Here is a 12,404-nt window from a genome sequence, read left to right as displayed (position 1 = left end):
TTCAGCTATGTAATGAGGATTTTTGACCTATCATATCATTAATCATTACCCTTATGAAAACAGATTCAGAGATCCAGAAAAACGTGATGGATGAGCTCAAATGGGAGCCTGTTCTTAACCCCAGCGAAATTGGCGTTGCCGTGCATAACGGGGTTGTTACCTTAAGCGGCTATGTTGACAATTACGCTAAAAAGATTGCCGCAGAAAATGCAGCCTGGCGGGTAAAGGGCGTACAGGCTGTGGCAGAAGAACTTGAAGTTCGTTTCCTGGCAAGTGAAAAATTGCCCGACAATGAAGTTGCCGAAAATATTGTAAGAACCCTAAAGTGGCACACAACTATCCCTGATGAACAGATCAGGGTGAAAGTAACCGAAGGTTGGGTTTACCTTGACGGCGAGGTAGATTGGAACTTCCAAAAAGAAGCAGCATTGAATGCGATCCGCTTTCTTCAGGGGGTAAAAGGCGTCAGCAATCTTATTGTGGTAAAACCCAGGGTAAATACCAACGTGGTGAAAGACAATATCAGGAAAGCGCTTGAACGAAACGCGGACTTTGAAGCAAATAATATAAAAGTAGAAACCCTTGGCAACAAGGTGATCTTAAAAGGGAAAACACGTTCGCGCATCGAGAAGAACTCCGCTGAAAGGGCGGCTTGGTCGGCGCCTGGCGTAATGGCAGTTGAGGATCTGCTGGTTATCGATTATGATTAACGATGCCTGCCCGACCAACTAGATCCGCCGGGGCCATTAAAACCCCGGCGGTAAATAACAACCCAAATAATTACTGAGTCATGAAAACTATACTTGTTCTTACCGATTTTTCGGAAAATGCGACACACGCCGCAGCTTCAGCGGTATTACTTGGAGCAAAACTCCGCACCAACCTCCTGTTATTTCACAATTACCAGTCGTTACCGGTAACTCCATTTTATGCCGGCGGCGCAATGGTGGCCGAGGAACCTGATTGGTTTGCAGAGGAAAGCAAAAAACACCTGGCTGAGCTGGAGAAAAACCTCGACCCGGTATTAGAAACTGTAGACGAGGATGATATCAAACCGCATATCCACTCTGAGAGTAACGAAGGCAATTTGGTTGAAAACATCAAATTAATAACTGGCAAAAAAGACATTGAGCTAATTGTAATGGGATCAAGAACAAAGGACCCTATAGATCATTTCTTTTTCGGAAGCGAAACAACTTCGGTCATCCATCATGCTAAATCTCCAGTGTTGATCATTCCGCCCAATAACGACCTGAGTAATTTAAACAAGATAGTTTTTGCAACAGATTTTGATAAAGCAGACTTTGATGCCATACAATACCTGATTAAAATAGGTAAGGTTTTTGATACCGAAATAGAAGTCATTCACGTAGTTGAACCCGGCGACACAACCGCCGTAAAAACCGCGAAGGAAACACTGTTCCGCGAGCATGTTGCCAAACTAAAATACCCTAAGATTACCTACCGGAAAATTATAGGCAAGGACGTGGTAAAAAGGTTGAACCGTTTATGCAAAGAAACAGGCACAGGACTTTTGGCAATGGTACACCAGCACCATTATTTATTTGTAAGGATGCTGAAACACAGTGTAACCAAAGAAATTATGATCGACCAGAATATACCGTTAATGGTTTTTCCTTCAATATAACTATATAAAACAATTAGTTAAAATTAAAATTCGGAAAAAACAATCCATGAGCTAGCCGAAGTTTTAGCGTAGCTGATCAATAAGTTGGCGCTTAAACCGGTGGAAAAAAGATTTTTATTTTTTATTAGTTAAATGGTAAATAGTCATTTAAGACTATTCTATTATTTTCAATTTCTCTACACAGCAAATGGATGAAACCGAAAAACACCATAAAACCCCTCCCCGAGCAGCCAAAACGCAAAGCCAAATGGCCGGGCCTGTTTTGGGTTTACCTGGTGATATTGGCTTTGTTTTTTATTTTCCCGGGCATAAATTACTCTTCGCCCAGCGAGACTACCTGGCAGCAATTTGAAAAGGACATGCTTAGCCGTAAAGCCGTAGAAAAATTAACGGTAATAAACAATGACAAAGTTGATGTTTATATAAAAAAACAATTTGCCACCGATAAATACTTTAAAAAAGTTTTTGATACCGGTAATGCGAAAGAAACAAGCAAGGGGCCCCATTACCGGTTTACCATCGGCTCGCCGGAAATATTTGAACGTAAGTTAGATGAAGCGGAGAAAAATTTCCTGTTGGCAGACAAAGTGCCGGTAAATTACCTCAAAGAAACCAACTACATAGGGAATATCATGAGTTGGGTTTTACCGTTTTTATTGATCAGTGGTTTCCTCTATTTTTTGATGCGAAAATCCGGTACCATGGGACAGGGCGAGGGCTCAATTTTTAACTTTGGTAAAACTACCGCCACTTTATTTGGGAAAGAAAACAGCGCTGTTACTTTTAAGGACGTTGCAGGGCTTGAGGACGCCCAAATGGAAGTAAGGGAAATTGTCGATTTCCTTAAAAACCCGGAAGTGTACACCCGGCTGGGTGCAAAAATACCCAAGGGTGCAATATTAGTAGGGCCGCCCGGCACCGGCAAAACATTGCTGGCAAAGGCCGTAGCCGGTGAAGCCCGTGTTCCATTTTTCTCTATTTCAGGTTCTGAATTTGTTGAAATGTTTGTCGGTGTGGGCGCTTCGCGGGTGCGTGATTTATTTAAACGGGCCAAGGAAAAAGCACCATGTATTATTTTTATGGATGAAATAGATGCTATTGGCAGGTCGAGGGGAAAGGGTGCATTCCTAACCGGCTCGAACGACGAAAGAGAAAGCACCCTTAATCAGCTACTTACTGAGATGGACGGCTTTGGCACCAATAACGGCGTTATTGTATTGGCCGCCTCCAACCGGGCCGATATCCTTGATCCTGCATTGCTCCGCCCCGGGAGGTTTGACCGTCATATTTACCTTGAGTTGCCCAACCTTACCGAAAGGGAAGCTATTTTTAAAGTTCACCTGAGGCCCATTATAACCGACACATCGGTTGATGTGCATTTCCTGGCAACCCAAACACCTGGCTTCTCAGGTGCGGACATTGCCAATATTTGTAATGAATCAGCCTTGATAGCAGCCCGAAAAAAAGAAAATAAGGTTAATAAACAGGACTTTACCGACGCTATTGACAGGTTGGTTGCCGGTTCAGAAAAGAAGGGCAAGATCATATCTCCTGACGAGAAAAAAATAATTGCCTACCACGAAGCCGGCCATGCTATTGTAAGCTGGTTTTTAAAAAGCGTAGACCCCTTGATAAAAGTTTCTATTATACCGCGCGGCAAATCATTAGGGGCGGCATGGTACCTGCCCGAGGAAAAGCAATTGATCAGGAAATCTGCATTTCATGAAAACTTATGTGCTGCTTTGGGCGGCAGGGCCGCCGAAGAGGTGATTTTTGGCGAAATTTCATCAGGCGCCCTTGATGACCTTGAAAAGGCAACCAAAGAAGCTTATACCATGGTAGCTTACTACGGGTTTAACCAAAAGATAGGGAACACCAGTTATTATGATTCAACCGGACAACGCGACAGCGGCTTCCAAAAACCATTCAGCGAAGAAACCGGTAAGCTTATCGACGAAGAGGTGCGGAAGCTAGTGGACGAGGCTTATGAAAAAACAAAAGAACTTTTAATGCAAAAAAAGCAATTCCTGGTAAATATTGCCGAGCTATTGCTGAAAAAAGAAGTGATCTATAAAGAGGATCTTGAGGGTGTTTTAGGGAAACGTGAAGGTGGTTTACCAGTTTGGCCTTCAAAGACAGTGAAAAATTCAGCCATTATAAGTTAAAGGAGAATCAGAACTTATAAGGATTGTAAAGCCCTTATAGCAGCGATAAATCACTCGGCTAATTTGAGGTACCTTAGCTTATTTCATATCATTAAAACACGCTAAAAATGACCTTACGTATTACCTCAATAAAAAAAGAAAAGGGCGACCACGAGAATCTGTAGCTGGCAATAAGATACTTTGAGTGGGAAATTGAATTAATTCACTTACTCCCATAAACGACAGTACTGAAATCTGTGACGAGATAAAAGATAAGCATGGCGAAACGCATATAAAGGATCCAAACGGCGTAAAAAGATATATGATTCCTGCAGTTAGGCCGCTGTGGAACAAAACTGTAAAAACAGTACCGGATGAGAGTGAAAAGGATTATTTGCTTGAATTACCCGAATGTGTTTAAACGATTCGAGCAATAAAAATTGTTTTATTTAACTTCCTGACTTGGCGAGAGCTACTTTTTGGTAATACCTTTCGGAGAACCAGAGCTGATGGCCTGTATTAACGATTGCCTGCAAAAATAACACACTTTACCTGCCGGCAATTGTCTCCCTCAAAACGCGCCTGTTAAATCATCCACGATTATTTTTATATTATAAATATTTAAAACATATAAGAATAAAATTTGTATTATATGTGAATTTGATTTTCGTTTTACATAGTCTTTTATGATTTGGTTAAAAAAACAATCTCAATGACCGAACATAGCACCTTGTCACTTGAAAGCGAAGCCGGTTTTAGGGCCTTATTTGAATATGCCACAGTGGGTATATTGGTAATCAGCGCCGCAGGACGTATTGAGCTGGCTAATCCATGTATTGAAAAACTTTTCGGGTACAAAAACGCCGAACTCATCGGGCAATTGGTAGAAGTGCTGATTCCGGAAGCCTTCCGGCACCGGCACGTACATCACCGTGATGGTTATTTCAATACGCCAAAAGCAAGGCCGATGGGCTATGGCTTAAGCTTGCATGCAAAGAAAAAAGATGGTATTGAATTTCCTGTAGAAATTAGCCTGGGCCATTACCAGTTGGATAACCAGCAAATGGCCGTGGCATTTGTAACTGACATTACGGAAAGTAAACGTTCGCAGGAAGAGCTGGAGGCCCGGGTAAAAGAACGAACACTTGAGCTTACGCAATCACTTGAACGTGAAAAAGAGCTGAACGATATGAAAACCCGTTTTGTTTCGATGGCCTCACATGAATTCAGGACACCTTTAAGCGCCATACTTTCAAGCCTTTCATTAATTGACACCTATTGCACAGAAGAGCAGCAGGAAAAAAGGAAAAAACATATCGAAAGGATCAAATCATCGGTAAGAAACCTTACGGCAATTTTAAACGACTTTTTATTGCTTGATAAAGCAGAACAGGGTAAACTGGAAATAAACAAAGAATGGTTTGACCTCCCGGAATTTGCCAGGGATATTATTGAGGAAGTAAACGGGATACTTAAAACCGGTCAGCAAATCGAATTTCAACAAACTGGCGACAGGGAAATATTGCAGGATAAAAAAATCCTGAAGAACATATTTTTGAACCTGCTTTCCAACGCGATAAAATATTCGCCGGAAGAAAAGATTATCCATTTTTCAATTGAAATCAAACAAAAAACAGTTTTTGTTAAAATAAAAGATGAAGGGATCGGGATTCCCGAGCAGGAACAACAAAATTTATTCGGCAAGTTTTACCGGGCGTCAAACGTTAACAACATACAGGGTACCGGCCTTGGTTTAAACATTGTAAAAAGATATGTTGAATTGTTGGATGGAACAATTACCTTTACCAGTAAACAAGGGTTCGGCACTACTTTTATAGTTGAATTTCCGCAAAAATAAACCTTATGATAACCATATTAGTAATTGAGGACAATGACGACATCAGGGAAAACACCTGCGAATTGCTCGAACTTGAAGGCTATAAGGTAATTGCAGCGATTAACGGCAATACGGGAGTTACTTTGGCTAAACAACAATTGCCTGATATTATACTCTGTGATATCATGATGCCCGAGGCTAACGGTTATGAAGTATGCATTGCGTTGAAAGATGACCCTTTAACTTCATCGATTCCTTTTATTTTTATTTCGGCCAGCGTTGAAAAAAAAGCCATTGACGAAGGCATCAGCCTCGGTGCTGTTGAATACATTCAAAAACCTTTTGACCCGCAGGAATTATTTGACGCACTGACACGCTGCTTAAATATTGGCTAAGCTTACAGCAGCAGGGTTCGTTTAAAAATATTCCTTTCCTTTTTATCAATAAAAAAGACATTGTCTTTTTTCCTGGTATGAATCTCCGGAATTTCATCGCCATAACCCAAAATAACGGCCAGATGAACCTGGTCACCCGCAGGAACTCTTAATTTATAGTACATACCTGTTTGCTCAACAAATTTGGCCAACCCAACCGGGCAACTGTCCAAACCCAGCGCCTTTGCTGCCAGCATCATATTCTGTGCACACATACCAATATCAAGGGCCGCCCATTCGTCAATTTTAGGAGCCGTAATAAAAATAACCACCGGCGCATCGTGGAATATTGGGTCAGTCCCTTTTAAAAGGCTGGCCCCGTGAAATGCATACAAGGGGCTACCTGTTGTTTTTAAAAGGTTATTTTCGCCTGTCCTTATAAATTCCTTTGCGGCAACAGCGGTAATTTCCGAAGAAAAACTTCTGATGGTGTCTTTATTCGTTAAGATAAAAAAGCGCCAGGGCTGTTTATTAATAGCAGACGGTGCCATGCGCCCGGCATCAAGAATCCGCTCAATAGTTGCATCATCAACCTGCCTGTTCTTGTATTTCCTTACCGCCCGTCTTCCATAAATCATTTTTAGGCCTTCGGTGGCTCGCACTTCATCGCTAAGCATTGTTGTTTCCATCAGGTAAATTATTTGAGATTAAAACACAGTTGATTTTCAATAACAAAGTAAATGTATCGCCCCCCGGTTTAAAATGACCAGCATCAACTAAAAGGCTGATGCTGGTCATTCCCCCACAATTATATAGAGGTACTTTTGATCTGTTGAAATAATGTACTCATAACCATTATTCCATTTTCGGGTGGGGCGATAATTAAAATGAAAATATTTTATCTCTCTTTAAAAAAAACAAAATACACCTCAGTTAGCCTGTCCGGTATTTTATTTTTTTTCCTTTTTTACTTTAGCCCACTTACCCTTGTTGCTCAATATCAATTCAGGCCACTCCCCTATAGAGAAAGTATTCCAAAAAATAATTACAGGGATTCGCTTGTCAAAAAAAGATTTGGCCGCTCCGTTTTCCTATTATCAACAACAGAATTAGCACCATGGATATTTGACAGATATGTTGTAAAAGAGCCATGGATCAATACGTCCATTAATAACATAGGTAAACATCTAAACCCGAACAGCTGGTTTTGGGACAGTGATGACTTTTTAACTAACCAGTTCGCCCATCCTTCACATGGCAGCATTTTTTTTAATGCCTTCCGGTCAAACGGTTATAGTTTCTGGCAATCGGTTCCGGCAACATTTGCGGGCAGTTATGTATGGGAAATTGCAGGCGAAACTCAGGCCCCATCCATCAATGATTTTATAAACACAGGTTTTGCAGGTTCAATATTGGGCGAATTCACCCATCGGTTTGCGAACAAAATATTAAACAACCGCAGCCGGGGCCTAAAGCGCCAGGCCAACGAGGTCATGGCGTTAATTGTTAATCCTGCAAACGGCTTTAACAGGATAATTGATGGCAAATGGGGCAAAGTCAATGACAACTCGGTTGAAAAAGATACGACTAAGGTTTATGTTGAATTTGACGCCGGCATGCGCCGATTTTCGGTTAATAACCTTAATGGCAACTTCAGCTGGTATGGCCGGTTTAAATTATTATATGGCTCGCCCTATGAAAATTACAGGTCGCCTTTCAGCTTCATCTCTATCAATACGGAATTTGGCAAGAGTTTAAAGTCTAATGTAAATTTGATCAGCGCGTATGGGTCTTTAACGGGCTTTTGGGTGCAGTACACGGATAAAACGCAACAAATGGCGCTCCTTACCGCCAATTATGATTATATCAACAACGACGCTTTTTTTTACAGCTCAGAAAATATAAAGCTCAATTTATTTTCAAAGTTTAAAATATCAAACAAAATAAAAATAAGTACGACATTTGGCACCGGCCCTATTTTTCTGGCGGCCGTGCCAGACCCCTACCCAAATTATGGAAGGGCCTATGATTTTTGCTGGGGTGCCGGGCTGGGCGCCGGCGTAATGATCAGTTTGGATGACAGGTTTTTTTACGGCATTAATTACAGAGGGGCCTGGTTTAAAACCTATAGCGGAAACGCGTCAGATAATTTTTTACATACCCTTACCAGTGAGCTTGGATTTAAGATCATCAAGGGATGTTCCATAAGTGCCGAGCCGGGATACTTTGCCCTGCTGGGTCATTACAAGCACTACCCTGATTATGATAAAACCTACCCCTATTTAAGGATTTCCGTCAGGTTTAATGCATTGCTTTAGCTTTACGCTAAACATAAAAAACATTACCGTCAACCATTTCGTGCTCCTTTGGATGTTCATCGCCGTAGCCAACGATTATGGCCAGTTGAACAATATCAGCGTCAGGAATATTCAGTAAATGGTAGTCGGGGGTTTTCATCACGAATTTTGCAAAACCTACAGGGCAGGTTTCAAGGCCGATGGATTTGGCAACAAGCATCATATTTTGGGCACACATGCCCACATCCAGCGCACCCCAATCATCATCTTTGGGCGAGGTAATAAATATGACTAACGGGGCCTCATAAAATACGTGATCACTTTTTGTAACCAGGTCTACTATGGTTGAAAAATGAAAAAGACCCAGGCTCATTTTCACTACTTCTTTTAAACTAAGATCTTTTACCCCCTGCAGGGCTATGTGTGCTATTTCTTTGGAATAAGACCTGATCTTGTTTTTATCTGTCAGCACATAAAATTTCCAGGGCTGCCGGTTCATTGCCGATGGCGCCATTTTGCCGGCGGCTATAATACGGCATACCAGGTCTTTTTCAACAGGCGTGTCTTTATATTTCCTTACTGCACGCCTTTTATAGATGTTATTTATAACTTCATTCATCGTCCTATGATCTTGGGTGTAACTTATTTGCCGGGGTTGGATACCGGTTTATTTTGTTCTGCATGGTCTGCATAGTGCATTTAAACCTAAATGGAATGAGGCTGTTGTATTAAATCATATAGGTTTGCCATCGCTGAAAATCATCTCAAAACGGGTTTCTTTTCCGGGCACGCTGAAGAAAGACAACTTCCCGTTCATTAATTTAACATATCTTAAAACTATGTTCAAACCTAATCCTGTTCCGGGAATGTTCCCGGTATTATTTACCCTGTAAAATGCCGTAAACAGGTTTTTTTGGTCTTCCTCGGCAATGCCTATTCCGTTATCTTTAACACTTATAAAAATCCTCTCGCCGGCATACCTGGTTTCAAGCGATATGGTCGCCTGCTCGCCGGCATATTTAATCGAGTTGGAGATAAGGTTTACAATTGCGTTGTGCACCAGATGCTTATCCAGATCGACGATAATACTTACCTCAGATGGATTATATAATAGCTGTTGATGAGGTTTTAAACTCAACTCCATATCTTCTACAATAGATTCGCACAATTCTTTCAGGTCGAAATGCTCATTTTTTACCCTGACTTTACCCGTATTCAATTTTTCCAGTGATAAAAAGTCTTCTAAAATTGCGGTCAGGTTATTTACTGAGGATTTGATTTTATAGCTATGTTTTAAAACACCGTCAGGATCATTATTCCTGGCGTATTTCTCAATTAATGACAATGAAAGTATTACTGAACTTAATGGCGTACGGAATTCATGCGAGGCAATGGAAACGAAATTGGTTTTTAGCTCACTGATCTCCTTTTCCTGTTGGTAGGTCTTTACCCTATTGTTGAATTCGCGCCAGATGAACCAGATCAAAAAATAAACAATGATCAATATCATCACAGTGCCGCTTATAATAGCTATTTCAGTGCGTTCCCTGAGCTGGTTATTTTCTGCTTCTCTTATCACGAGCAACTTCTGTTCGGCCTGTTTGATGGCATTAATATCGGCAATTGCCATATCCATTTTTGCTTTTTCAAGTAAGACAATTTGTGCCGGAGACCTTTCTTTTTGCTGCTTTAATAATAACTGACCTGATTTCCAGTACTCGGTAAGAAAATTAAGGTCGTTGGATAGTTTTGATACTGTTTTAGTCTGCCCCCGGTTATCCTTCACCATATCAGCTAATATTTTGAGCTGCGCCTGCAGGTAAATTGAGTTCGTATTATATTCCTTTAAAAAACCGATCGATTTCGTGGTCACATAACGGCTTCTGCTGAGAGAAATTTCGTTTAAAAGATTGCCTACTGTATCTGCTTTATTATATACGCTATAAGCATGCTCAATCCATTTTTCTTTCTTATGCTGCCTGTCTGAATAATATAACGCAGAAGCTCCCACAACCAGTACCAATAACACAGCCGCAACCCGCCCAACATAAACCATTATGGGAAAGGCTTTCTTAATCTCCGCAGGAGTTACAGGCGACAATTTATTTTTTGTGGGTATTCCCATGATAGCCATTTGTTTTTATAAATATCCGCAATCCGCGCGCTGCACAGAATGATTAACATCACAAATAAACCTGATGATAAACAGGGAGTACTTTTTTGTTAAACTGCAGAAAGGCGATACCCATCCATGTAATATTGGGTTAATTAAATAATGCCAGCGGATCTATCACGTTATACAAAGCCATTTCGAGGCGTTTATCCAGCCCATAAACATCCTTGAATACCACAATAACGCCGTTTTGTACTTCACAAGTTAAATAAGTCACCTTTATCGGTATCGCCTTTTTTAAAATGAAATTTTGCGTTTTATTATGTTTTATTGCACGGCGTACGTCGGTTATTAAATTTTCTGAACCGTCGAGAGCCAGCATTAGGCCCGCAAGCTTTTCGGCTTGCTCAACCCTGATACAACCGTGACTAAAATCCCTGTCCTGCTCATTAAATAATTGTTGTTCAGGAGTATCGTGCAGGTAAATATCGTACACATTCGGAAACCTGAAGACAATAAGTCCCATTGAATTATCGCAGCCGGCTGATTGCCTGGCGGTGTACTTGCCGGGATTGTTACTGATCATTTCAAGGGTTTCCATACCGGGCGAAATGTAATTTCCTTTTTCTTCATATAACGAAATCTGGTTGCTCTCAAGATACTCGTGATCTTTCAATGCTTTTGGTAATATCTCCGTTTCAAATATTTTTTTGGGAACCCTCCATTCCGGTGCAGTAGTGAAATAACTAACTGCACTGTTTAGTGTTGGTGTTGGCCATGAAGGTTTGCCTACAATTACCTTAAACGCATAGGTGGTGTCGGGTTGGTGGAATTTGAGGGTGTACGACGGGATATTAATATCAATATAAGCGCTATCGCTTATACCAGCCCAGCGCAGCCTTTCCATATTAGCCGCGATCCTTCTTACTGTTGAGTCGGGGATATCATAACAATCACCCTGGTAAACACCTTCAAGCAGGTGCATCTGGTATTGCAGGTCGGCATAGGCCTTCACCTTCGGCTGAACACTGATGATCGATTTCATAAAATCTTTTTGCGGTAGCGCGGTCGCCAGGAAAGCATCGGCGTTAAAGCCCCCCTCAATACCTTTGTCTATTTTATCAGCCGTAAATTCGGGATTCAGTTTACCATAATGCAAATGGTTCATAAAAGCGATCACGGCATCGGTTAACATGATATCATATTTTGCCTTTTCAACATCATTTATCGTAAGTGGTTTTTCGAGAATGTTGTGCAAAAGATCATAAGACAAATCTTTGGGATGATAATCGTCATGGGACAAGCCGAACTGCAAAACGCAATCCAGCATCAGCATAGCTTCCCAGGTTTGTTTCGGGCTTTTTGCGGCATCTACCCATACAGGTTGAAAGCCATTGCGCTGATAAAAGCGCAATACCGACGTCGGATACAACAGGTTTGACCAACTCTTGCGTTCAAAGCCACTTTTTATTTCAACTGATATTGCCGTATCGGGTTTATCGGCAGTTAAACCCTGGCCATTCGCCTGTTTAGCTGAAGCCAGGTTACAAAACACAAAAAACCCGGTAACAAAAAATACAAGCAAAAAACAAATTTTGCGGCTTCCGCTAATTTGAATTATCGATCCGGCATGTGTTTCCATGGCTTAATTATTAACTATACAAATTTCATCATTAGCCAATTATTTGATAATGATTACAGTCACATAAAACCCTGATTGAAAACACCTTTAGACTTCACTAAATAAAAAAAGCGCCTTAAAAAAAGGCGCCTCCCTAACTGTAGACTTATAAATATTTGGTTTGACTAATGTTCAGCAATAAGTTTATTTTGGTGGGTTGAGCCTGCAACAAGCGAAAAGATTTCTTTTTTTGCTTCGCGGTAATCTGTCTAGTCCTGAAATAGGTTTACACATTAAGTAAACCCAAAATGGAGTATAAAAATGTGTCAGCAATCCTTTATGATCATAATGAAGGAGGCTTAGGTTACCG

General features: G+C 41.0%; 10 protein-coding genes. 6 read left to right on the top strand and 4 right to left on the bottom strand.

Going from position 1 to position 12,404, the window contains the following annotated elements; translation table 11 throughout:
* The first annotated feature begins 53 nt into the window (after window positions 1-53).
* The 5 genes from QZY09_RS11910 (at window position 54) to QZY09_RS11890 (ending at window position 6,024) form a co-directional block, all read left to right on the top strand.
* A complete protein-coding gene (locus QZY09_RS11910; RefSeq protein ID WP_295672674.1) occupies window positions 54-710 on the top strand; it encodes a BON domain-containing protein in 657 nt (218 codons plus the stop codon).
* 80 nt (window positions 711-790) lie between these two features.
* A complete protein-coding gene (locus QZY09_RS11905; RefSeq protein ID WP_295672673.1) occupies window positions 791-1,648 on the top strand; it encodes a universal stress protein in 858 nt (285 codons plus the stop codon).
* 191 nt (window positions 1,649-1,839) lie between these two features.
* Window positions 1,840-3,813, top strand: coding sequence for an ATP-dependent zinc metalloprotease FtsH (gene ftsH, locus QZY09_RS11900; protein ID WP_295672671.1), 1,974 nt, complete (start codon window positions 1,840-1,842; stop codon window positions 3,811-3,813).
* 691 nt (window positions 3,814-4,504) lie between these two features.
* Window positions 4,505-5,650: a PAS domain-containing sensor histidine kinase gene (locus tag QZY09_RS11895; RefSeq protein WP_295672669.1), complete on the top strand. Its 1,146-nt coding sequence runs from the start codon at window positions 4,505-4,507 to the stop codon at window positions 5,648-5,650.
* Between the two features lie 5 nt (window positions 5,651-5,655).
* Window positions 5,656-6,024: a response regulator gene (locus QZY09_RS11890; RefSeq protein WP_295672666.1), complete on the top strand. Its 369-nt coding sequence runs from the start codon at window positions 5,656-5,658 to the stop codon at window positions 6,022-6,024.
* Between the two features lie 2 nt (window positions 6,025-6,026).
* Here QZY09_RS11890 and QZY09_RS11885 read toward each other — a convergent pair whose 3' ends face one another.
* Window positions 6,027-6,692, bottom strand: a complete 666-nt coding sequence (locus tag QZY09_RS11885) for a nitroreductase (RefSeq protein WP_295672664.1) — start codon at window positions 6,690-6,692, stop codon at window positions 6,027-6,029.
* 198 nt (window positions 6,693-6,890) lie between these two features.
* Between QZY09_RS11885 and QZY09_RS11880 the strand changes: the two genes are divergently transcribed.
* Complete coding sequence (locus QZY09_RS11880; RefSeq protein WP_295672662.1) at window positions 6,891-8,321, top strand: DUF3943 domain-containing protein; 1,431 nt, start codon at window positions 6,891-6,893, stop codon at window positions 8,319-8,321.
* Between the two features lie 7 nt (window positions 8,322-8,328).
* On the opposite strand, the gene QZY09_RS11875 is transcribed toward QZY09_RS11880, so the two are convergent.
* From QZY09_RS11875 to QZY09_RS11865, 3 genes are all read right to left on the bottom strand, one after another.
* On the bottom strand, window positions 8,329-8,919 hold the full coding sequence (locus QZY09_RS11875; protein WP_295672659.1) for a nitroreductase family protein: 591 nt from the start codon (window positions 8,917-8,919) through the stop codon (window positions 8,329-8,331).
* A 114-nt stretch (window positions 8,920-9,033) separates the two neighbouring features.
* Window positions 9,034-10,425 carry an ATP-binding protein gene (locus tag QZY09_RS11870; RefSeq protein ID WP_295672657.1) on the bottom strand — a complete coding sequence of 464 codons (1,392 nt, stop codon included), beginning with the start codon at window positions 10,423-10,425 and terminating at the stop codon, window positions 9,034-9,036.
* A gap of 139 nt (window positions 10,426-10,564) precedes the next feature.
* Window positions 10,565-12,055 (bottom strand): L,D-transpeptidase family protein, encoded by a 1,491-nt coding sequence (locus QZY09_RS11865; RefSeq protein ID WP_295672655.1) that lies wholly within the window; start codon window positions 12,053-12,055, stop codon window positions 10,565-10,567.
* Window positions 12,056-12,404 lie beyond the last annotated feature (349 nt).

Origin of the sequence: uncultured Mucilaginibacter sp. (assembly GCF_903913935.1) — a bacterium.
Taxonomy (GTDB): Bacteria; Bacteroidota; Bacteroidia; order Sphingobacteriales; family Sphingobacteriaceae; genus Mucilaginibacter.
This window is presented reverse-complemented; position numbering and strand designations above follow the sequence as displayed.